Genomic DNA, 21,458 nt, shown 5'->3' on the forward strand with positions numbered 1-21,458 from the left:
TTTAGGTCAGGTCCTCGTTGGGCCTGATTTAAAAATATATAAAAAACATAATATAATAATGAAAAATATACTTTTGAAATTAGAAATGGAAAAAAACCTAAAACAATATCAGGCTATTATTTTTGATTTAGATGGCACTTTAGCCGACTCCTTTCATTTTTTTCTAAGCGTTTTAAATCAACTTTCCGCAAAGTATAAGTTTAAATCGGTAAGCCTTCACGAAGTCGAGTACTACAAACAACTTACGCCTAGAGAAATTATGAAAGAGATGAATGTTTCTAGGTGGAAACTGCCTTGGATTGCGAAAGATTTTATTCAGTTAATGAAAGAAAGAGATGAAGAAATTCATTTGTTTGAAGGTATGCGGGACCACTTAATTGAACTGCATAAGCGTGGATATACGCTCGCAATTATTACTTCAAACTCTAAAGAAAACTGTCAAAATGTACTGGGTAAAGAACTCTGTGAGCTTTTTAGTCATATTGATGGCGGCTCGTCTATATTTGGCAAAGCGAAGCGGATAACGCGTGTTCTCAACATTTTGGATGTAAGTAAAAACCATGCCATTTATGTCGGCGACCAAACCACCGATGGCGAAGCTGCACATAAAGCAGGCATTGATTTTGCTGCGGTAGGTTGGGGTTATACATCGGCCGAAAAATTAAAAACCATTCAACCCAAAGTCGTGCTAACAGACTTGGCAACCATGAAAGAATTTTTCTAAATATATGAAATGCAGGACAAACCATGAATAACAATAACAACCCGATTGGAATGATTGACTCTGGTTTAGGTGGGTTGTCTCTCTTTAAGCATATTCGGCAGGCTCTTCCGAATGAAGACATTATCTATTTCGCCGACTCGAAATATGTCCCTTATGGAGACAGAGAAAGTGACTGGATTGTTTCACGAACTACGCATTTAATTTCAAACCTAGTTGCTCAAGGTAAATGCAAAGCGATCGTGATTGCTTGTAACACCATGACGGCCGTAGCAGTTGAAACGATTAGAGCGCAAATTAATGTGCCGCTTATTGCGATAGAACCAGCGGTAAAACCCGCAGTAGCAATCACTCAAAGTAAGTATATTGCTGTCTTGGCAACTGCCACCACGGTGAAGGGCAAAAACTTAAAAAGTTTGATTGAAACGTATGCGCAAGATATTAAAGTGTCTTTAGTACCATGTATTGGTCTGGCCGAAAAAATCGAAACGGGCAAAGCCCATACCGCGGAGGTTAAGGATTATTTAAAAAATATTTTGGCACCGTTGGTCGAGCAAAAAGTCGATACGATTATTTTAGGATGCACGCACTATCCATTTGTCTCAGACACGATTCAGGAAATTGTAGGGCGTGATATTCAAATTATTGAGCCTTCCGAAGCTGTAACAGCGCAATTAATTCGGCAGCTCAATCAATATCATTTAAGTTCTGAAAGTCCAAATGAAGGGAACCATATTATTTGGACCAGTTCAGACCCGTTGGAAGTTGCGGACGTTACTTTTTCTTTGTTAGGTACGCGTTTACCCGTAAAAGCTATAGAAAATTAAACTCTAGAAAAGATGATAAGAGGTGTTTGCTTATCATCTTATATTTTTATATAGACTATTAAATTAAAATTAACGATTAGTCTATTTTATTAACTAAATATATAACCCAAGTTTATATTTTAAATTTAATTAAAAGCCATAAATATAATAAGAGGGGTAATATTATTTAAATATGAATAAAATAATTATATTTAAACTTTTTTATTAAAATAAATTGACGTAATTAAAATCACCGATTATTATCTCGTTGCTGGCCTACATTGCCAGCCGGTTTTGACAGACCGAGTCTAGCGTATGGGTTATACTTCCTCAGTATTACCCGTGTGGAACCTTTGTGCCCCCTTTTTCTCTATGGTAGGGCGGAAGGGGGACGCGTACGCGCGTGCTGATCGCTAGACCAGTCTGTCAACCCTCTTTCGTTCTACCACCCTAAATTAGTTCGCGGTGATTTGGTGGTAGAACTCCATTTTAAGGAGTTGGCCATGCCATTATTCAAACTCATTTTCTCTCTTATTTAATTATTTTATTTATTTAAAATATGGGTTTTTTTGTGACCTGTTTTTTTAAATTTATAAATTGTTTCTATTCTAAAATTTTAATTATTTTATTTTTCTATATTGATGGGAGGGTTAATTATTATTTGAAAAATTATTTTAATATTTATTCGAATCATATTTTTATTTTATTTAAATTTATAAATAATCATGAGAATAATATGAAACTTTATAAATTTACATTGATTTTAAGCCTTTTGGTCGGTGCTTACAGTATTACAAATGATAACGCCAATGCTCAGCAGGAATTTAAAAGAATTTGTTCACCTCAAACCGTACAACGTTTAAAACGTACCAGTTTGCAAAGTCCTGTTCTCCCACAGGACTTTGCCCCTAACTTGTTTAGCAGCATTCAACGCTGCGACAAAACTGAAATGGGCTAAGTTCGCTTAGCTCTTTTATCTCTGTGTCGCAATGATCTCTCAAACTTTAAATCAGCGCAAAAGTAAAAGACTGTTGTGGCACGGGGGCCTAGGGGAGTGTCCTTTATGTTCTGGTATGAACGCAATAAAAAAGCCCGATAGGCAACTAATGCATATCGGGCTTTCTAATCAACAGAAGCGATCTACGTTTTTATTATAGCGAAATAGTATAAAACTAAAATTAATAAGAATGATAGTCGGTAGTATTTTCCATCAAAACATCAGCAATTTGATCTTGATTTAAGAAGTTGAACTTAATTTCCTCAAGAAAAGACATTGCAGAAGTAATAGTTTCTTCATCGGCAGAATCAATTTCTGATGTATTTGCAATGTTGTCGTAAGCAGCATGAAAAGTGTTGAAGTCTTTATAATTTCCGTTAAAAACTAGATCTTTATATTCATTAATGAATGAAGACAACTTTTGTAGCTTTCTTGCTTCTATCGCACATCCTATTGCAACAGCAGTTTGTCCTAATAACACTGATTCTGAATGAAACTTTAATGACTCATAAATTGCTAAGAACTTGACTCCCATTTTCTTTAGCTTATCATTTTTAATGATGTCGGTAATTTTAGAATCATTAGCTTGCAGATCATTTTCTTTAGGAAAATAGATGGTTACACTTTTTTGGTTTTTCCAATGCGGATTATCTTTTTCAAGCCGCGTTTCCACGTAGTTTTGCAACCATACATACTTTGTCTGCTGGGAAGTATTCGAGGTGTGGAAGATAAAAAAAGGTACGTCAAACATTAAGGCATATTTTATTGTATCAACAGGAAAACTAGAAAGTTTTACCGTCTTCTGGAACTTCTTGTCAGTACCTTTAACCTGAACAAAGATAAAATCGCCAGTCGCATCATTCAAATCAAATCTTTCTAATTGTAGATCGACTCCATAATCTCTCTCCTCAAGATTACGGACAAGCCAGTTTTCATTTAAGTGAGTAAAAATAGTTCTGATCGCCTTAGTATCAATACGATGTGTCTCTATTCTTTTTGGCATGGTAATGGCTTCCTCTCTTATCAGCTATTTTACAGATAATTTTCCATTCGATTATGAAAAACTCACAAAAAGATTCTTCTATGTGTCTAGAATTTGCGGGTTAATCAAACAATGAAATTAAAAATCATTAAAAATCTTTATTACTTCAATATTTTGAAGTAATTAGTTTTTTTTTTAAATTTCTGTTTTAGCTCTGGAAATACCGCAAGCGTTTGGTCAGATGGTTTGGTTTTTATATATCTTTTGCTTTTTAAAGATATACATACTTTAAATTTCAACAAATGCTGAAAGTCGTAGATTGTATGAAGGAATATGTTTGACTAAGTGACCTTATTGTACAATTTTGCTGAAAAGACTATAAAGTTGTTGTTTGTTTTTACTTTTCTTTTATATAAAGATTTAATTTATTCCCAATCATTGAATATCCATTCAACGATTTGTCCTTGATATAAGGAAAGATTGGTGAAACGATTTATTCCATAATGAAAAACTAGAAAAAGAAGAATATAATCCGTAGGTATTACATTCCTCAAGCAGTGATCCTTCTGTTTTTTAAGCATTTGAATGTTTATGTTAGAATTTACTATTCAATTTAGTCAATTAGTTTGTAAATACAGAGAAGAAAAAAATATGTCACAAAAGCAATTAGTACTGGTCTGTAATATGGATAGATATTACCTAGGGCGAATTGAAAGAGGTAAGGTCAATCCTACCTTAGAAAACGTTTACGATTTAGCAAAAAATTTTAAAGTATTGCCAGTGCAATTATTGTCATAAATTTAGGTGAATTAAATTTAGATAATTTGTAAAGTAGTATAGCAACAATAATTTATACCTTAAGAGTTTTTATGAAAAATCAATATGCTGAAATTATGGAAGAAATGTTAGAATTGCAGAATTCTACTAATAGTTTAATCAATAAAGAATGGAGAAATGCAAATAATCCTTGGTATAGGGCTATATGGACTGAATGTGCAGAATTAATGGATCATGTCGGTTGGAAATGGTGGAAAAAACAAGAAATTGATATTGAACAAGCTCAAATAGAGTTAATAGACATTTGGCATTTTGGTCTTAGTGATATTCTTCAAAGAAGACTCAAAATCGATGATCTTTTGAAGGGGTTAGAAAATGTTAACTTAGATCCTTTAGTAGAAATTCATCGTAAAACTATCAATAAAGCTGAAATATTAGAAAAAATTGAAGATTTCATGGCTTTTACAATACAACATAAGAAATTTGATATTGAAAGTTTCATGAACCTTTCTCTTCTGTTATCGCTTGATATAGTCGAAATCCACAAACTATATATTGCAAAGAATGTATTAAATAATTTTAGACAGCATAATGGATATAAATCTGGAGAATATATAAAGATTTGGAATAATCGTGAAGATAATGAACACTTATATGAGATTCTGAATACATATTATGAAGGTAATCTTGATACTCAATTATCAACTTATTTATATAATCAATTAGAAAAAAGATATAAGCAATTAGATAAATAAGTTGGATATAGCAATGTTTCAGAGCGATGATCAGTGGAAGTATTTTGTAGAGACAGGAGTTTGGCCAAGAAGAAATCAATTTGCTCCACAAGAATGGATGAGCAATTTTGATTCAGACGAGTCACGTTTTGCAAAAAGGTTATTAGAAAAATTCACATATTTTTCAGAAGATATGGTTAAACAATTATTTAAAAGTAGTTTTGTATCACTTTCAAAATATATTCTGACAAATAAGACGGATTCTATTTTATCAGCTAGAGAGTGGTCAGTTTTTTTAGATAATCTTTATATAATGAGGGTTACGGGAGAGGATCCAAGTGATGCGGATAGTGGTTACATATTCACAAGAAGCTCTAGAGATGTGCTAGGTATACCAGAAACACAAATAATTACCTCACAAAAGTTTATTGAAGTAATTCAATCTAATTCTGAAGCAAGCTTTGTTTTTGTCGATGATTTTGTTGGTTCTGGTAATCAATTTATTAGTTTCTGGCATCATCAAGAAATTTTACCGAATATAACTTTTCAAAAAATATATGAGCACTTCCCGAATAGGAAATTTTTTTATTGTCCAGCAATATGTACTCAGATGGGATATAACTTAATTAGCAAATTTTGTCCTGTAAAAGTACTACCTGCTCATTTATATACTGAACTTCATAGTGCATTGAATTCAGAATCCTATATATGGAGAGATTTCTCTAAAGATGGTCCAGATTTTATTAAAGAAATGAGTATGAAAGTTGGTATACCTGAATTAGAAAATGCTGGGGTGATTGTAAATGCGGATGGGACAAAGATTGTTAGTTGGCAAGGATATTTAGAATTGGGGTTAGCATTAAGTTTTTCCCACGGTTGGCCAGATGCAACACTGCCTTTATTTTATCATAATGAAGGAGGGTTTAAGCCTCTTTTGAAAAAGGGAGAGTTATGAATAATTATTTACTGAGATTAACACAAGCTCAAAATTTATTAGGTTTATATAGGGCTGAATGGTTAAGTTCAAAGCTGTTCGACCACTTCAATGAACCAGGATATTTTTCTGAATTAAAAACAAATAGACCATGTGTTTTAATTGGGGGCAGAGGAACTGGGAAAACTACTGTACTAAAGGGGCTCTCTTATGATGGACAATTCACTCTTAATCAATTGTTTACGAAAAGAGAAAAAATTAAAGATTGGCAGTTTATCGGTATTTATTATCGTGCAAATACTAATCGAGTAACTACATTCGGTGGCAATGATGTTTCTTTAGAAAAGTGGATAAGATATTTTAGCCATTATATAAACTTATGTTTTTGTAAAGAATTAGTGAGATTTTCGTTATGGTATGAGCAAACTACAGGTGAGAAAATAGAAATATCTTCAAGAAAATGGAGAAATATAAATAAAGTATTTCAATTTGACCAATCAATAGAGTCTTTAGACTATTTAGATGAAGAAATTGAAATCTCTTTATTAGAGTTTGAATCATCTATAAACCAAGTAATTGATAATCCACCTACTAAAATTACCATGTTGGGCCTCCCAATTGATATTTTAAGTGAAGCCTTAATATCAAACACTGTACTAGAAGGTAAACAGTTTTTCTTCTTAATTGATGAGTTTGAAAATTTTCAAGATTATCAGCAACAGATTTTGAATACGCTTGTTAAGCATAATAATAGCTTTTATACTTTTAAAATTGGTGTAAGAGAACTGGGTTTTAGACAAAAAGCTACTTTAAATCAGAATGAGCAGTTAACATCACCTGCGGATTATGTGCGTATAGATTTAACTGAAAAATTTCAGAATGCTAGTGGAAAAGATGCTAATAAATTTAAGGAATTTGCTGAAGCAGTAATTGATAGCCGTTTAAATGATCCGAGTTTTCTTGGAAATGAGCAAGAGCTTAGAATTACTGATCTTTTACCTGCACTTACTCAACTGGAAGAGGCAAATTTACTTCTAAGAGATAGTCATCTTGAGTGGTTAAAAGAGCTAGAAAATAAATTAGATAAAGATAGCTTTAAAAAAGCAAAAGAGATTGAACCTGGGTATCTATATTTTATAAAGTATTGGAGTGAAAAGGAAAAAGATAAAAGTTTTCCTGAATTAGTTGTAGATTGGATATCAAATGGTAGAGATATTTGGAATACCAGATTAAATAATCACTTTTACGCATCACTGTTTGCCATTCGATCAGGTAAAGTAGGAATACGTAAATATTATACAGGCTGGGATACATATTTAAATCTAGCTAATGGAAACATAAGATATTTATTAGAATTGGTACATGCAGCATTACTTGAACACTTAACAGCTTTAGAAGGAAAAGAAATCAATAGCTTTATTCCTATTTCTTTTGAATTACAAACTAATGCAGCAATTCAAATTGGAAAAAAGAATCTTTCTGAATTAGAGGGACTCAGTGTTGAAGGTGCCAAACTTACAAAATTATTATTAAGTCTAGGGCGAGTTTTTGGAGTTTTGGCTGCTTCACCTTTGGGGCATACGCCAGAAGCAAATCAATTTCAGTTGATTCCTGATTCTGATGTAGCAACTGAAGATAAGGTAAAAATGATTTTAGACCAAGCAGTGATGCATTTGGCAATAACTAGAACCCCAGGTAATAAGCTTACAGATAGAGCTGATACTAAAGCTTATGAATATATGATTCATCCAATTTTTGCTCCTTTCTTTGAATTTTCACATAGAAAAAAACGCAAAATTGCATTGTCATCTAGCAGTCTTTTAAAGTTAATACATCAGCCAAAAGCAGGGATTAAAGAAGTTCTTGATAATTCTAACCGTAGTGAGAGTTTAGGAATACAGTTGCCAGATCAGCTTCAACTTTTCGGAAGCTACTATGAATAAATTAAAAAATATTCCTATTTTTACAGATACTTACAATGATGTGGCTGAATTTAAACCACTTGATAATAGTGTGTATGTTTTTGGGTTTACAGATGAAGCTAGAAGCCAACACATTGCTGAATGGAAAAGTTCTACTACTAATGTTAGTTTCATTGAAATTTCAGAGCAAACAATGAGTTCATTTATCATTAATGGAGATAAATCGAATGAAATTTTCTTAAGAAGCGATAAAAATATTGCAAGTCTTTGGCAAGGAATCCAAAAAAGTACAAATATTTATATAGATATTACAGGTCTGTCTCATTCAACTTGGGCCAGTATTTTAAAATCCTCAATTGATAATGGTTTTAAAGTCTTAGTTGTATATGTTGAACCTAGTTTATATAGTCGAAGTTCAGCCCCTTTAGAAGGTCAAATATATGATTTAAGTGATAAAATTACTGAAATTTCTCCTTTGCCAGGTTTTGCTGTTCTAGCTCCTAAGAAAGCTGAGACATTATTTATCCCACTACTTGGTTTTGAAGGAGCTCGATTAAAATATATTATTGAGCAAACTCAGCCAGCAAATGAGCATATTTTTCCTATCATAGGCCTACCAGGATTTAAACCTTGGTATGTTTTTGAAACTTTGAAAGGTAATAAAGCTTCATTAAGTGAGACTCATTCATGGCAATCAATTCGATATGCACCTGGAGATTGTCCATTTAGCTGTTATTACTTATTAACTGACTTATATAGCAGGTTTAAAGATCAACATATCAAAATAGCTCCAATTGGAACGAAACCTCATGCTTTAGCAGCAGTTATGTTTGTGTTGAATCATCCCCAAATAGAGATAATCTATGATCATCCAGTTAGAAAACCTGGAAGGACTGATGGGTCTTCAAAGCTGCATGTTTATCATGTTTCTAGTATAGTTAAGCCTAATCCAACCAGGACACAAGATTTCATCAGAAGTTTGAGAACACGTAGGGCAAGTTTAACTTAATGATAGATCAACACTTTACTCCTCCTCTTTTAGCAAGTCTTTTGGTGGATTCCTTGCCAACTGCATTTCAGCCTTCTTATATTGCAGACTTTGCAGTTGGTGAGGGGAGTTTAATTTATGCTGCTTTAAAAAAGTGGCCTAGAGGATTAAATGTTGTTGCAAATGATTTATCTATAAATACTCTAAATTTATTAAATAATGACTGGGATAAGTTCAATGTTGATTTTTTAGATAGAAGAGCTATTGCTAACTCTGAACTAAAGAAATTCGAAAATAAAATTGATTTAATTTTATTAAATCCACCATTTAGTCAAAGAGGAATTAAACCAATATTATGGGAGAATACAGAAGCGAAAATCAAATCTGGTGTGGCCCTTAATTTTATTTATAACTCCCTTAATTTTTTAAAATCAGGTGGCTTTTTAGTTGCTGTTGTTCCTAATGGCTGCTTAACAAGCCAAAGAGATAAAAAAGCACTAACCTACTTAAAAGAAAATTATAAATTTAAAATTATTACACATAATAGAGAAGCTACTTTCGATAAAGTAAGAGTAAAGACATCAATCATTATGATTGAAAATATAAAACCAACTAATTATCAGGAGGATATTCAATTATCTATTGATAGATTAAATCCAAGAGTGTTTAGAGGAAAATTTCAGATGCATACGGCATCAATTAATAGCTTCGACAAAGGTTATCCATTAGTTCATACCTCTTCATTAAAAAACAATACTATCGATTTTTTAAATTGTTTTAAAGTTGCTAATAAAAACTCTATAGTAAGGGGGCCTGCAGTTCTATTTCCTAGAGTAGGTAATTTTACTCAGGAAAAAATTTGTATCTTATCTTCAGGACTAGAAATAGTAATTTCTGACTGTATTTTTTCCATAAAATGTAAAAATTTAGCAGAAGCAGAATGTTTGAAAAAAGCTATATACATGTATTGGGACGATTTTAAAAAAAATTACTCGGGGACAGGGGCTCTGTATAGCTCCTTAGATAAAATAGAGTATTTTATAAATAGTTTGTATTTAAGCAAGTGTGCTCAATTAAAAGAAATTGCTGCTTAAATAGTATTTAGCAATCACTTGGACGATCACGCCTTTTTTTAAATCTTTATTTGTTAATATCTGATTATTTGTAGTTCCATTGCTGATATTCGAAGCTTTATTTTTTATAGCAGGTTTTTAAAGATTTCTTTTGGCTAACATAAACATCGAGTAACTACTAGCTCAAGTACTTTGGCATGATTAGTAGTATTGCAATGATTTCTATCTTTAAGTGATAAAACACGAGTTGAAAGTAGTTTCTTATTATCAGAAGTATCAGCCTCTAAGATGATAATGTTTTGTTTATTAAGCTGGAAACTAACTTCGGCTACCCATCTAGGATTGCCATCAGTTTTTACATTTTTATATCTGTTTTATATGAATCCTTTGAATCAGGCAATAAAAAAGCCCGATATGCGTTACATATCGGGCTTAATCAATCAGTTATTAAAGCAAGTGATGCCTTAATAATGATCTTTTTTGAATTACTCTACAGTTACTGATTTCGCCAAGTTACGTGGCTGGTCAACGTCTGTACCACGTAATACAGCAACGTGATAAGACAACAACTGAACTGGTACGCTATAAATGATTGGAGCGAGCCATTCGTTTACTGCCGGAATTTGTACAACGTGTTGACGATCTTTTTCTACTACGCCGCTATTTTCATCAGCGAATACGAATAATTCACCGCCACGCGCCTGAACTTCTTCCATATTTGACTTAAGCTTATCAAGCATTTCATCGTTTGGCGCAAGAATCACGATTGGCATTTCAGTATCAACAAGTGCCAATGGCCCATGTTTTAACTCACCAGCCGCATAACCTTCTGCATGAATATATGAAATTTCTTTGAGCTTTAACGCACCTTCCAAAGCGATTGGATAGTGTGTGCCGCGGCCTAAGAATAAACAGTGTTGTTTTTCAACAAACAATTCTGATAAACGTAAAATTTCAGCATCATTCTTAAGCGTATCAAGAATTACTTTCGGGCTGTGCCACAATTCGCGAGCAATCTCTTCAATCATGGCATTGCTAATACGCTGTTTTACTTGTCCAATTTTTAAGACGAGTAGCATAAGTGCAGCAAGCTGAGTCGTGAACGCTTTAGTTGATGCAACACCAATTTCAGGCCCAGCAAGGGTCAATAAGTGGTGATCAGTTTCACGTACCATTGAAGACGTCGCAACGTTACAGATAGTCAAAGTTTGAATATCGATATTGTTTGCTTTGGCACGTTTTTGAGTTTCACGTAATGCAGCTAAAGTATCGGCTGTTTCACCTGATTGAGAAATACAGATATAGAGCGTATTTTCAACAATCACAGGTGTGCGATAGCGGAATTCACTTGCGATTTCAACTTGGCAAGGCACGCCAATCAGTTGTTCAAACCAATATTTCGCGATCATACCTGAATGATAACTTGTACCACATGCAATAATCTGTACGCTTTGAACTTTGCTAAAGTCTGCTTCAGCATTTTGCAAGAAGTCTTCGCGTAAGCTGTTGCCATCCAGTGCTTGAGAAATCGTTTGTTTAATTGCTTCTGGTTGCTCATAAATCTCTTTGAGCATGTAGTGCTTGTATTCACCTTTTGAAGCATTGCTTACCGTTGCGTCAAGCTCTTTCACTGGACGTTCAACAAGTTCACCGTTTGCAAATACTTCAATTGAAGTACGAGTCAGGCGAGCAATATCACCTTCTTCTAAATACATAAAACGGTTAGTCACAGGTAAAAGCGCAAGTTGGTCTGAACTAATAAAGTTCTCACCAATACCTACACCAATCACAAGTGGTGAACCTTCGCGTACAGTGATTAACTCATCTGGGTAATCGCTATGAATAATACCCAGTGCATATGCACCTTTAAGCTGAGGAACAACAGATTGTACTGCTTCAAGTAAGCTGTCAGTGCTTTTTAGTGCTTCTGCAACTAAGTGAGCGACAACTTCTGTATCTGTTTGAGAGGTAAATACATATCCTAAAGCTTGAAGGTCATCTTTAAGCTCTTGATAGTTTTCGATAATACCGTTGTGTACGACTGCCACTTTACCCGACATGTGCGGGTGAGCATTATTTTCAGTTGGTTTACCATGTGTTGCCCAACGTGTATGAGCAATACCAACTACCCCAGTGAGCTGCTGATCAGCAACTGCATCGGCAAGATTAATCACCTTACCTACACGACGCTCACGTAAAACTTCTTCATTATTCAGTACAGCAACGCCTGCTGAATCATAACCGCGATATTCAAGACGTTTTAAACCTTCAATTAAAATTTCGGTTACACAACGCTCTGCAACGCCTCCGACGATACCACACATAATTCAATCCTCTTATTTTTCACGCTTTTGGGGACGTTGATAATTTGCCTTAGAAATTTGTTGAGCACGTTCAAAGGAGAGACTTTGTTCAGCCACATCTTTCGTAATCACAGAACCCGCACCGACTGTTGCTCCATTTCCAATAGTCACAGGCGCAACCAGCGAGCTATTAGAACCGATAAAGACTGCATCGCCAATAGTGGTTTTGTGTTTATTTGCACCATCATAATTGCAGGTAATTGTACCTGCCCCAATATTTGAGTCAGCACCGATCTCGGCATCACCTAAGTAGGTGAAATGATTGGCTTTACTTCCAAGACCAATGGTTGTGTTTTTGACTTCAACGAAGTTACCAATGTGTACTTCGTTTGCCAATTTAGCGCCTGGGCGTAAGCGTGCAAATGGACCAATTTGGGTGTTTTCACCAACAATTGCACCATCAAAAACACTATAAGGCTGAACTTTAGTTCCCGCTGCAATTTTTGTATTTTTCAAAATACAACCAGCACCGATTTCTACAAAGTCACCGAGTTCACAGTCACCTTCAATAATGACATTTACGTCAATACGGACATCGTGTCCAACTTTCACAGAACCACGTAAATCGAAACGAGCAGGGTCGGCAAAAGTTACGCCTTGTTGCATAAGTTCTTTTGCTTGCTGTTGCTGAAAATCGCGCTCAAGTGCCGCAAGTTGTAAGCGGTCATTAACCCCTTCAACTTCAAAAGCAAGTTCTGGTTGAATGGAGGCAATTTCTAAGCCATCTGCAACTGCCATCGCAACGATGTCAGTTAAATAGTATTCGCCTTGCGCGTTTTCATTAGAAAGCTTAGGCAACCATTCATGAAGTTTTGCATTGCTGACACAGTAAATACCTGTGTTGATTTCTTGAATTTGGCGCTGAGCATCAGTTGCATCTTTATGTTCAACAATCGCTTGAATTTTTCCGTCTTGGCGAACAATACGGCCATAACCTGTTGGGTTATCGACATGTAAAGTAATCATGCCAATACCGGTTTTACTTGATACTTCAACAAGTTGCTCTAGCGTTGTTTGACGAACTAAAGGAACATCACCGTATAAAATTAATGAAATACCGTCTTTAGGAAGTACCGGTAAAGTCATTTGTACAGCATGACCTGTACCTAATTGTTCTGCTTGTTCAACCCATTGAATGTTTTCTTGTGCAAACGTCTGTTTTACGTGATCGCCGCCATGTCCATAAATGGTAATGATATTTTTTGCTAATAGTTGTTTTGCTGTCTTAATAACATGTCCTAGGAGTGGGCGACCAGCTAAAGGTTGCAATACTTTAGGTAGTTGTGAACGCATTCGCGTTCCTTTGCCTGCAGCTAGGATAATGACGGTAGTTGACATGAGTAAACCTACTTAAATGGCGTTACGCCCCAGAAAGTAATAAATATGATGATACAGAGTGCCGCCCAAAGCCCTGCAATGATGTCATCCAGCATAATTCCGAAACCGCCAGCAACTTTCTGGTCGGCAACACGGATTGGCCAAGGTTTCCAAACATCAAACAGGCGGAATAAGCAAAAACCAATTAGTGCCCATTGTAACGACATTATATTAAAAAATATTAAAGGCAGAAGAGTAATTGATTGTCCTGCAAATTCATCCCAAACAATTCGCCCATCATCATGAACATCAAGGACTTTTGCCGTTTGACCACAAATATAAATTCCCACCAAGGACATGATGAGAATAGCGATTAAACTTAAGGTAAATCCGAGAGATAACCAGATAGGAATGAAAAGTAAGGCAAAAGCAGAACCAAAAGTACCGGGTGCTTTAGGAGCGAGACCAGATCCAAAACCAACCCCACAGAAAACGATGCAGCGGTTGAACCAAGACATGTTCTTAAAATGAATCGGCGGTTTATGCAAAGTGTTGGTATCCATGAATTTGCAATGGGTAATCTGAACCCAAATGCTCAAAAGTTAGTTTTGTTTGCTCAACGATCTGTCCGATCATTGTAATCTTAACGTCCAGTTGTTTTTGCAAAAGTTTTCCATAATTTTGCGGTGTTATTGTAAAACATAATTCGTAGTCATCACCACCTGCAAGTGCATACTGCCAACGTTGTTGTTCTTTTAATTGTTGCAATACAGGGTCAACAGGTAATTTTTCCAAGACGAGTCGGGCTCCAACCTTGGATGCTTTTAAAATATGTCCTAAATCTTGCGCTAAGCCATCTGACACATCAATCATGCTAGAGGCAAGGCCTTTTAGCTCTTGTCCAAGCTGACAGCGTGGTGTCGGATAGTCGAGTCTTTGCTGTAGAGGATGGCCCAAGTGCTGTAAACCGTAGGCTGCATCACCTACCTGTCCGCTCACACATACATAATCACCAACTTTTGCGCCTGAACGTAACACGGCTTTTCCGGTTTCAATCCAGCCCATTGCGGTAACGGTAATGGTGAGATGTGGGCCTTGAGTGGTATCTCCACCAATTAAGGCAACACCAAATTGATTACAACAGTCATAGATTCCCTGACTAAACCCTTTAAGCCACTCATGGTCAACTTGAGGCAAGCTGATTGCTAGTAAAATACTGTGCGGTTTGGCACCCATTGCGGCAATATCTGAAAGATTTACAGCAACACTTTTCCAGCCAATCGCATGAGGTGAGGTTTCAAGAGGGAAATGACGTCCGGCAACAAGTGTATCTGCACAGATCACCAGTTGTTGATTTGGAGGAGGAGTGATTAAGGCTGAGTCATCACCAATACCAAGCGCGACATCGGGGTTTGACTGCCGATTAAAGTACTGGTCAATAATTGAAAACTCAGCCATAGAACACCAAGCCTATTAGTTTGCTTGTTGTTTTTCTGCGCTACGCAGTGTCGAACTTAGGCGGTCTAATACACCATTGATGTATTTATGACTGTCTGCTCCGCCAAAATGTTTAGCGAGTTCGATTGCTTCATCAAGTACCACACGGTATGGAATTTCTAAATGATCACGTAACTCGTAAGCACCTAAACGTAAAGTCGCAAGCTCTACACCATCAAGTGCGTCAATTTCACGGTCAAGTACCGGAATAAGTAACGCATCAAGGTCTTCGTGCTGAGCGATGACTTGAGTAAGTAGTTCGTGATAATAGCTTAAGTCGACCTTGTGCATTGCATTTTCAGCACGGGTACGTGCTTCAATTTCGTGTACAGGGTTGTGACTCATTTGCCATTCATAAATACCTTGTACAGCAAAACGACGTGCTTTGCGTTTTGCTGCATAAGCGGCTTGCAGTGTTTGAGACATGCTTTAAATTGCCTTTAATAAATTAACCATTTCAATTGCAGTTAAAGCAGCTTCGCTACCTTTGTTTCCTGCTTTTGTACCTGAGCGTTCGATTGCTTGCTCGATGCTGTCAGTAGTTAATACACCATTGATAACAGGCAAGCTGCTTTCTAACGCAACTACACCTAAACCTTTTGCACATTCACCAGCAACAAAGTCAAAGTGAGGTGTGCTGCCACGAATCACTGCACCAAGAGCAATGATGGCGTCAAACTGGTTTGATGTAGCTAATTTTTTAGCAACGATCGGGAGTTCCCAAGCGCCAGGAGCGTGAATAACAGTAATGTTATCTTCATTTACGCCGTGACGTTTTAATGTGTCGATCGCGCCTTCCAATAAGTGTTCAACAACAAAGCTGTTGAAACGACCCACTAAAATCGCATAACGACCTTCGCTTGCGAGATGTAATAAACCTTCAATACGGCGAATTGCCATAGCAACCTCGATTATTTCGTTGTGATTTGATCAGCAGTGACATATTCCACTACTTCTAAATTAAAGCCAGATAAGGCATTGAAACGTAATGGTGAGCTCAGAAGCTTCATTTTTTCAACACCTAAATCACGCAAAATTTGAGCACCTACACCAATCGTTTGATATTGATGTGAAAGTGCTGCATTGGATTTCACCGGTTTTGGCTTGTTTAAATCATCCAACGCTGGTCCCAAGTCTTGCAAATGATCTTGTCCGATCCAGACTAAAACGCCGCGGTCACTTGCTGCGATCGTCTGTAGTGCACGGTCAAGATTCCAAGCAGGTTCGCCGTCAGCCTTATTCAGCTTAAGCAAATCACGAATTGGGCTGAAACCGTGTACACGTACCGTTGTAACACCTTCTTTTGGCTCGCCTTTAACTAAAGCCAAATGAATGTCCGGGTTACCGATCTCGCGATAGCGATAGAGCTCAAATGATCCGTATTCTGTTTGAATCGTTTTTTGATCCAGACGTTCTACAGTTTGCTCATTCGTCATACGGTAGTGAATTAAGTCGGCAATTGTACCAATTTTTAGGCCATGCTTCTCGGCAAAAATTTCTAAATCTGCACGGCGTGCCATTGTGCCATCTTCATTGATGATTTCACAAATCACAGATGCAGGTTCAAAGCCCGCTAGACGTGTTAAATCACAGCCTGCTTCGGTATGACCTGCACGATGTAAAACACCACCTGGCTGAGCCATGAGTGGGAAAATGTGGCCCGGTTGTACGATATCGCTTGGTTTTGCATGCGCTGCGACAGCCGTTTGAATTGTATGTGCACGCTCTGCTGCTGAAATACCCGTTGTAATACCTTCAGCTGCTTCGATCGATAACGTAAAGTTTGTACTATGCTGAGCACCATTCTGATCAACCATCAAAGGAAGATTTAACTGTTTACAGCGCTCACGGCTTAACGTTAGGCAAACTAGACCACGTGCATGTGTAATCATGAAGTTAATATCTTCAGGACGAACATGCGTTGCTGCCATGACAAGATCACCTTCATTTTCGCGATCTTCGTCATCCATCAAAATAACCATTTTGCCTGCACGAATATCGGCGACAAGATCTTCAACACGACTCAGCGGCATTCGCTTTCACCTTTTTTTGTCGTAAGACAATTTCTATTGAATAAATTTCGCATAGTTTACGCTGTTTATAGAATTTTGCCTATGATTCTGATTTATCCAAATTTATAACGAGACATAATAGATCTGGATTTATTTATCTGAATAAATCATAAGAGAATAAAATTATTTAAACTAAATACCATGAATTTAAATAAAAAAAACCTAGCCTTTTGGCTAGGTTTAAATGCGCACAATGACTTTTAAGAAGCTGCACTACTTGGGCTATCATTTTGTGGAATTGATTTTTTGCCCATCAAAATTTCAGTTCGAATATTTTGCGCAAGCTCTGCACATTCAGCATTCATGCCGTTAATCATAAATGCATGGCGAGTCATGACATTACTTGGGTTTGGCATAGCAACAAGCTGATAGCTGTCTTGAATCGCTTTAAGCTGATCATTATCAAGATAAAGTGCAGACTCTTTCGCATGAAGATGTTGTGCTAAACGCTGAGCAGCTTCTTTGGCATCAATTTGCATTGCTTCTACAGCATGACACACGGCACTACGGGTTTGCAGTGCAAAGCGTTTATCTTCACGGTAACGCTTATATAAAACGTCTGACAGTAATTGGAACACTGTACCTACCATAAGTAGGCACTCTACAGCGTGTGCATGTGAAGTTGAGATTGCGAGTGTTGCGCCTTCGGCATGGAACTCATCTACTACCTCAATATCTGTAGACTTTAAATGATAATGCTTCGTGCATAGCTCAATACTTTTATTTAAAAAGAGCTGACAAAGTTTAAAGTAAGGAACAGAAACAGACTGGTTAACGCTACTTAACAACTGTTTAGGGTCATAAAACTGAATATTAAGTGCCAAGGTATCTTGATCTGGAGACTCAGCGCTTTTTTCTGGTTGTGTACGAACCAGTGGTTTAGCTTTAGCTTGCTGCTGAGCTTGTGCGACCAAGGTCACTGTATTTTGCTTTTCTAGTGCGAGTGCTTGAGTTAACTCTTGAATCTCATGTTTTAAACGATTTTCTTCGTTAATACGGGCCAAGTATTCGCTACGGGTTGGACGAGCGATAGCACGGTAAGCAAGCCATAATAAAATATGTAGGAACAGTGAAGCTAAAATCGCAAGCCATTGGGTACGAAGAATTTCCCCAATACTTGGTTGAATAAGCGTAATTTCAATAGAACCGACTTTCTTCTCGTTTTGAAGAGCATCACGAACAAAAATTTCACCTTCGCGAGTTTTTGACATGCCGCTTGTTGCCAAAACTTGTTTATTGGCATCAAGAATACGGATAGATGCCACACTTGGATTGGTCGCATAGCGATTGGCAATAAGCGCCAAAGATACCGTATTGGCAGGTTCAAGCTCAGATAAGCTGTCTGCTACGAGTTGACTGGTCATGAGCTGACCTTGACTCGCACGGTTTTCATTGAGCTGGTGTGTCGTTGCAATCACCAATAAAAAGGTATGCAATGCAAAACTAATGATCAGTAGGCTAGCAAATAGCCCTTGTCTAGGCGCAATCAAGTTAAACTTCCAAGGCAATTATATTGAAATTCGATTATGATTCTTACAATAGTTGTCACTCAGACTAGAGTCAATTCATGCGAGAAATCATTCTTATATCCTTTTTAGGACCGGACCAACCAAACCAGTTTACCCGATTAATGCAAGTACTATCCGTACATTCATTGCAAATACTGGATGTAGGTCAGGCCGTTATTCATAATCAACTGACATTGGGCATCGTGGTCGCCTCTGAAAATGAAACTGCGACAGCGTTGGCAATGAAAGAGATTTTGATTTTAGCACATGATATTGGCTTAACAGTGCGCTTTAAACCAATCTCGGGCACAGAATACGATCAATGGGTAAGCGAAGGTGGACGAACCCGTTATATCGTCACTGCTTTAGCGCCTGAACTGACTGCTGCACATTTACAAGCAGTTACACAAATTGTGTCTACACAAGGCTTTAACATTGAAACTGTCACCCGTTTATCTGGCCGTGTAGACCTTGAAAAAGACAGTACCTTGCCTCGTCGTGCCTGTGTTCAGTTTGGTTTAAGTAGTGGTCCAACTTTAGATGCACAAGCGATGCGTGCTGCTTGTTTACTTCTTTCAAGCGAATTAAATATTGATGTCGCTGTTCAAGAAGATAACGCTTATCGACGTAATCGCCGTTTAGTGTGTTTCGATATGGATTCAACTTTAATTGAACAAGAAGTGATTGATGAATTGGCGCTTGAAGCAGGGGTAGGCGCGCAAGTAGCTGAAATTACTGAAAGAGCAATGCAAGGTGAGTTGGACTTCCAACAAAGTTTCCGTGCACGTGTTGCATTATTAAAAGGTCTTGATGCATCTGTTTTACCTAAAATTGCTGAGCGTTTGACCATTACCGAAGGTGCGGAACGCCTTATTTCGACTTTAAAAGCACTTGGATATAAAACGGCAATTTTATCTGGTGGTTTCCAGTATTTTGCTGAATATTTACAAGCTAAATTAGGTATTGATGAAGTTCATGCCAACGTTTTAGATGTACAAGATGGCGTTGTAACAGGTGAAGTAAAAGGTATAATTGTTGATGGTGCGCGTAAAGCAGAGTTGCTGCGTGAGCTTGCCAACAAACTTGGTATTTCACTAGAGCAAGCGATGGCTGTTGGTGATGGCGCAAATGATTTACCAATGCTTGCGATTGCGGGTCTTGGTGTCGCATATCGTGCTAAACCGCTTGTTCGTCAAAATGCCAATCAGGCGATTTCAAGCGTTGGTTTAGATGGTGTCTTGTATTTACTCGGTATGCATGACAAAGATTTAAGCCGTGCCTAAATAATACTGAACAATCATTAAGCGCTGCTCAAGAGTAGCGCTTTTTTTATGCAGAATAGTCATAAAAACAAGCAAGTTATGACAAAATGATGCACAGAAAAAAGGCAATAAAAAAAACTGAAAAAAACTTATTTTGAGGCAAAAAAACAGCATAGTTTTTTGTAATGACACGCCAGAATTGACGCCATATAGGAAGTAGAACTTTTTTAAATTTGCAAAAATGTAATGACAAAAGAATGTTGCGACAAAGTATGTCGCTTCGACAAATAACAGGTCTTTTTTTCTAAAAAAAAACATCCATAATGCTTTCTAAGCTTCAACACAAATCATGAATTAAAGTTGTTTTTGGAATGAGGTCTGGTGTTCAGACCGAATGTTTTTAGACGTTTTCATTAAGACGGAGGTTTCTATGGTAACAGCGAATTTTGCCGCTATCGCCGGACTCAGCTTAATTGCTGTCGCGCTTGTTGCTGTGTTCTTTTCTCCTTACCGTCGTTGGCTTGGTTTTATGCTTGCAGGGATGTTTTTTTGGGGGCTATTGGAAGTGGTCCGTTTTGGAGTTCAAGTCACTTTTGAAATGCCAGTCACATATAGTTATTTAACTGCACTAAGTCTAGCGATGGTAATGGTCACATTTATTTTATTACGTGAGGATAAACAGGCACAGAAGGCTTTGGCAAATCGCCAATATATAGAACATACGCCAGTATATGAAGATGATCAGCAGCAATGTTCTAGCCGATAATTAAATTGTTATCTAACGGTAAAAAGGTATGCACAGCATGCCTTTTTTATTTACGAAAACATGATTTTTATTATACAAAGCATTTATTAAAAAATAGCCAGTTATGCTACGATAGGCTGGTCTGTTGACGTTTCATATATAGATTGCGTTGCCAATTAGAATATCATCAGTCGATGCACAAAACAGGCAATGGGGAGCCCTTGCTGAGTTTTGCCCCAAGGTTTTCATAAAAATACAATAGGCGTGAATGTTCATGAAACTTTCTTCTATACCTGTAGTCAAGTTACCACTTGTTGATGTCAGTACAGACCCGTTAGATTTATTGGTAGCAGGTTTGGCACTGCGTATGAAACAGTTGGCACGTACAAGTCCTAAGTTTATTGAGCTAGTGCATGACCGCGCATTCCGCATTCAAATTGGTACTGATTTAGGTGTGGCTCGCCAAATTATTATTAATCATGGCCATATCGATACAGTCGCTGGCTCACCTGAAAAAGCTGACTTTATTTTGCAGTTTGCAGATAGTGAACAAGGTGTAAAAACCTTACTCAAAGGCGACCCAACTGCATTCATGACGGGTATGCAAGAGGGTAGTATCAAAATGGAAGGCGATTTCAGCCTACTTGTTTGGTTTAACCAGGCAGCTAAATTGATTCCACCAAAATTACCAAAACCAGTAAAAGATAAAGTACGTCAGGCGCGTGCTTTTATTAAAGAAAAGACTGGTCGTTAGGACTTA

21 protein-coding genes and 1 pseudogene are annotated in these 21,458 nt (G+C 36.9%); 12 read left to right on the forward strand and 10 right to left on the reverse strand.

Annotated features, from left to right (window positions below):
- Positions 1-85 precede the first annotated feature (85 nt).
- The 3 genes and pseudogenes from J582_RS13070 to J582_RS13080 all read left to right on the forward strand — a co-directional run bounded on the left by J582_RS13070 (position 86) and on the right by J582_RS13080 (position 2,495).
- Positions 86-724 carry an HAD family hydrolase gene (locus J582_RS13070; protein ID WP_004711385.1) on the forward strand — a complete coding sequence of 213 codons (639 nt, stop codon included), beginning with the start codon at positions 86-88 and terminating at the stop codon, positions 722-724.
- Between the two features lie 23 nt (positions 725-747).
- Positions 748-1,548 carry a glutamate racemase gene (gene murI, locus J582_RS13075; RefSeq protein WP_031982766.1) on the forward strand — a complete coding sequence of 267 codons (801 nt, stop codon included), beginning with the start codon at positions 748-750 and terminating at the stop codon, positions 1,546-1,548.
- A 715-nt stretch (positions 1,549-2,263) separates the two neighbouring features.
- A pseudogene (locus J582_RS13080) lies at positions 2,264-2,495 on the forward strand (hypothetical protein).
- Between the two features lie 210 nt (positions 2,496-2,705).
- Here the strand turns inward: J582_RS13080 and J582_RS13085 are convergent.
- The gene (locus J582_RS13085; protein WP_031983190.1) at positions 2,706-3,527 is read right to left on the reverse strand and encodes a DUF4365 domain-containing protein; all 822 of its coding nucleotides are present in this window, start codon (positions 3,525-3,527) and stop codon (positions 2,706-2,708) included.
- A gap of 570 nt (positions 3,528-4,097) precedes the next feature.
- Here J582_RS13085 and J582_RS0104675 point away from each other — a divergent pair.
- From J582_RS0104675 to J582_RS13110, 6 genes are all read left to right on the forward strand, one after another.
- Positions 4,098-4,304 (forward strand): helix-turn-helix domain-containing protein, encoded by a 207-nt coding sequence (locus J582_RS0104675; RefSeq protein ID WP_371864264.1) that lies wholly within the window; start codon positions 4,098-4,100, stop codon positions 4,302-4,304.
- 71 nt (positions 4,305-4,375) lie between these two features.
- Positions 4,376-5,038 (forward strand): dUTP diphosphatase, encoded by a 663-nt coding sequence (locus J582_RS13090; RefSeq protein ID WP_021510243.1) that lies wholly within the window; start codon positions 4,376-4,378, stop codon positions 5,036-5,038.
- A gap of 13 nt (positions 5,039-5,051) precedes the next feature.
- Positions 5,052-5,972, forward strand: a complete 921-nt coding sequence (locus J582_RS13095) for a hypothetical protein (RefSeq protein ID WP_021510242.1) — start codon at positions 5,052-5,054, stop codon at positions 5,970-5,972.
- On the forward strand, positions 5,969-7,894 hold the full coding sequence (locus tag J582_RS13100) for a hypothetical protein (protein WP_032048042.1): 1,926 nt from the start codon (positions 5,969-5,971) through the stop codon (positions 7,892-7,894). Before J582_RS13095 ends, J582_RS13100 begins: the two co-directional genes overlap by 4 nt.
- On the forward strand, positions 7,887-8,882 hold the full coding sequence (locus tag J582_RS13105; RefSeq protein ID WP_031983186.1) for a hypothetical protein: 996 nt from the start codon (positions 7,887-7,889) through the stop codon (positions 8,880-8,882). The genes J582_RS13100 and J582_RS13105 overlap by 8 nt, the downstream gene beginning before the upstream one ends.
- Positions 8,882-9,955 (forward strand): methyltransferase, encoded by a 1,074-nt coding sequence (locus J582_RS13110; protein ID WP_031983184.1) that lies wholly within the window; start codon positions 8,882-8,884, stop codon positions 9,953-9,955. Before J582_RS13105 ends, J582_RS13110 begins: the two co-directional genes overlap by 1 nt.
- 134 nt (positions 9,956-10,089) lie before the next feature.
- Here the strand turns inward: J582_RS13110 and J582_RS26970 are convergent, their stop codons facing one another.
- The 9 genes from J582_RS26970 to J582_RS13145 all read right to left on the reverse strand — a co-directional run bounded on the left by J582_RS26970 (position 10,090) and on the right by J582_RS13145 (position 18,691).
- On the reverse strand, positions 10,090-10,230 hold the full coding sequence (locus tag J582_RS26970) for a Tn7-like element transposition protein TnsE (RefSeq protein WP_371864247.1): 141 nt from the start codon (positions 10,228-10,230) through the stop codon (positions 10,090-10,092).
- A 189-nt stretch (positions 10,231-10,419) separates the two neighbouring features.
- Positions 10,420-12,258, reverse strand: coding sequence for a glutamine--fructose-6-phosphate transaminase (isomerizing) (gene glmS, locus J582_RS13115; RefSeq protein ID WP_031983182.1), 1,839 nt, complete (start codon positions 12,256-12,258; stop codon positions 10,420-10,422).
- 12 nt (positions 12,259-12,270) lie between these two features.
- A complete protein-coding gene (gene glmU, locus J582_RS13120) occupies positions 12,271-13,635 on the reverse strand; it encodes a bifunctional UDP-N-acetylglucosamine diphosphorylase/glucosamine-1-phosphate N-acetyltransferase GlmU (RefSeq protein WP_004884978.1) in 1,365 nt (454 codons plus the stop codon).
- A gap of 8 nt (positions 13,636-13,643) precedes the next feature.
- Positions 13,644-14,177, reverse strand: a complete 534-nt coding sequence (locus J582_RS0104680; RefSeq protein WP_004711405.1) for a phosphatidylglycerophosphatase A — start codon at positions 14,175-14,177, stop codon at positions 13,644-13,646.
- The gene (gene thiL, locus J582_RS13125; protein WP_031983181.1) at positions 14,155-15,072 is read right to left on the reverse strand and encodes a thiamine-phosphate kinase; all 918 of its coding nucleotides are present in this window, start codon (positions 15,070-15,072) and stop codon (positions 14,155-14,157) included. Before thiL ends, J582_RS0104680 begins: the two co-directional genes overlap by 23 nt.
- A gap of 15 nt (positions 15,073-15,087) precedes the next feature.
- On the reverse strand, positions 15,088-15,537 hold the full coding sequence (nusB, locus tag J582_RS13130) for a transcription antitermination factor NusB (protein ID WP_002053850.1): 450 nt from the start codon (positions 15,535-15,537) through the stop codon (positions 15,088-15,090).
- Positions 15,538-15,540: 3 nt separating this feature from the next.
- A complete protein-coding gene (gene ribE / locus J582_RS13135; protein ID WP_001007829.1) occupies positions 15,541-16,011 on the reverse strand; it encodes a 6,7-dimethyl-8-ribityllumazine synthase in 471 nt (156 codons plus the stop codon).
- Between the two features lie 11 nt (positions 16,012-16,022).
- The gene (ribBA, locus tag J582_RS13140; RefSeq protein WP_002053756.1) at positions 16,023-17,144 is read right to left on the reverse strand and encodes a bifunctional 3,4-dihydroxy-2-butanone-4-phosphate synthase/GTP cyclohydrolase II; all 1,122 of its coding nucleotides are present in this window, start codon (positions 17,142-17,144) and stop codon (positions 16,023-16,025) included.
- A gap of 239 nt (positions 17,145-17,383) precedes the next feature.
- A complete protein-coding gene (locus tag J582_RS13145; protein WP_079377159.1) occupies positions 17,384-18,691 on the reverse strand; it encodes a hypothetical protein in 1,308 nt (435 codons plus the stop codon).
- Positions 18,692-18,750: 59 nt separating this feature from the next.
- On the opposite strand from J582_RS13145, the gene serB reads away from it, so the two are divergent.
- The 3 genes from serB to J582_RS13160 all read left to right on the forward strand — a co-directional run bounded on the left by serB (position 18,751) and on the right by J582_RS13160 (position 21,452).
- On the forward strand, positions 18,751-19,974 hold the full coding sequence (gene serB, locus J582_RS13150) for a phosphoserine phosphatase SerB (protein WP_031983180.1): 1,224 nt from the start codon (positions 18,751-18,753) through the stop codon (positions 19,972-19,974).
- 409 nt (positions 19,975-20,383) lie between these two features.
- Complete coding sequence (gene aciT, locus J582_RS13155; protein ID WP_002054010.1) at positions 20,384-20,719, forward strand: ciprofloxacin tolerance protein AciT; 336 nt, start codon at positions 20,384-20,386, stop codon at positions 20,717-20,719.
- 253 nt (positions 20,720-20,972) lie between these two features.
- The gene (locus J582_RS13160) at positions 20,973-21,452 is read left to right on the forward strand and encodes a hypothetical protein (RefSeq protein WP_002053983.1); all 480 of its coding nucleotides are present in this window, start codon (positions 20,973-20,975) and stop codon (positions 21,450-21,452) included.
- Positions 21,453-21,458: the final 6 nt, after the last annotated feature.

This window comes from Acinetobacter sp. 1566109 (assembly GCF_000582255.1).
Classification (GTDB): Bacteria; Pseudomonadota; Gammaproteobacteria; order Pseudomonadales; family Moraxellaceae; genus Acinetobacter; species Acinetobacter nosocomialis.

What these genes read in the sequence shown, in the direction of transcription:
- J582_RS13100 (WP_032048042.1), top strand. Translation starts at nt 5,969, where the DNA reads ATGAATAATTATTTACTGAGATTAACACAAGCTCAAAATTTATTAGGT.
- thiL (WP_031983181.1), bottom strand. Translation starts at nt 15,072, where the DNA reads ATGGCTGAGTTTTCAATTATTGACCAGTACTTTAATCGGCAGTCAAAC.
- nusB (WP_002053850.1), bottom strand. Translation starts at nt 15,537, where the DNA reads ATGTCTCAAACACTGCAAGCCGCTTATGCAGCAAAACGCAAAGCACGT.
- J582_RS13085 (WP_031983190.1), bottom strand. Translation starts at nt 3,527, where the DNA reads ATGCCAAAAAGAATAGAGACACATCGTATTGATACTAAGGCGATCAGA.
- J582_RS0104680 (WP_004711405.1), bottom strand. Translation starts at nt 14,177, where the DNA reads ATGGATACCAACACTTTGCATAAACCGCCGATTCATTTTAAGAACATG.
- J582_RS13070 (WP_004711385.1), top strand. Translation starts at nt 86, where the DNA reads ATGGAAAAAAACCTAAAACAATATCAGGCTATTATTTTTGATTTAGAT.
- ribE (WP_001007829.1), bottom strand. Translation starts at nt 16,011, where the DNA reads ATGGCAATTCGCCGTATTGAAGGTTTATTACATCTCGCAAGCGAAGGT.
- ribBA (WP_002053756.1), bottom strand. Translation starts at nt 17,144, where the DNA reads ATGCCGCTGAGTCGTGTTGAAGATCTTGTCGCCGATATTCGTGCAGGC.
- glmU (WP_004884978.1), bottom strand. Translation starts at nt 13,635, where the DNA reads ATGTCAACTACCGTCATTATCCTAGCTGCAGGCAAAGGAACGCGAATG.
- murI (WP_031982766.1), top strand. Translation starts at nt 748, where the DNA reads ATGAATAACAATAACAACCCGATTGGAATGATTGACTCTGGTTTAGGT.
- glmS (WP_031983182.1), bottom strand. Translation starts at nt 12,258, where the DNA reads ATGTGTGGTATCGTCGGAGGCGTTGCAGAGCGTTGTGTAACCGAAATT.
- J582_RS0104675 (WP_371864264.1), top strand. Translation starts at nt 4,098, where the DNA reads ATGTTAGAATTTACTATTCAATTTAGTCAATTAGTTTGTAAATACAGA.
- J582_RS13110 (WP_031983184.1), top strand. Translation starts at nt 8,882, where the DNA reads ATGATAGATCAACACTTTACTCCTCCTCTTTTAGCAAGTCTTTTGGTG.
- J582_RS13160 (WP_002053983.1), top strand. Translation starts at nt 20,973, where the DNA reads ATGAAACTTTCTTCTATACCTGTAGTCAAGTTACCACTTGTTGATGTC.
- J582_RS13095 (WP_021510242.1), top strand. Translation starts at nt 5,052, where the DNA reads ATGTTTCAGAGCGATGATCAGTGGAAGTATTTTGTAGAGACAGGAGTT.
- J582_RS13105 (WP_031983186.1), top strand. Translation starts at nt 7,887, where the DNA reads ATGAATAAATTAAAAAATATTCCTATTTTTACAGATACTTACAATGAT.
- aciT (WP_002054010.1), top strand. Translation starts at nt 20,384, where the DNA reads ATGGTAACAGCGAATTTTGCCGCTATCGCCGGACTCAGCTTAATTGCT.
- serB (WP_031983180.1), top strand. Translation starts at nt 18,751, where the DNA reads ATGCGAGAAATCATTCTTATATCCTTTTTAGGACCGGACCAACCAAAC.
- J582_RS13090 (WP_021510243.1), top strand. Translation starts at nt 4,376, where the DNA reads ATGAAAAATCAATATGCTGAAATTATGGAAGAAATGTTAGAATTGCAG.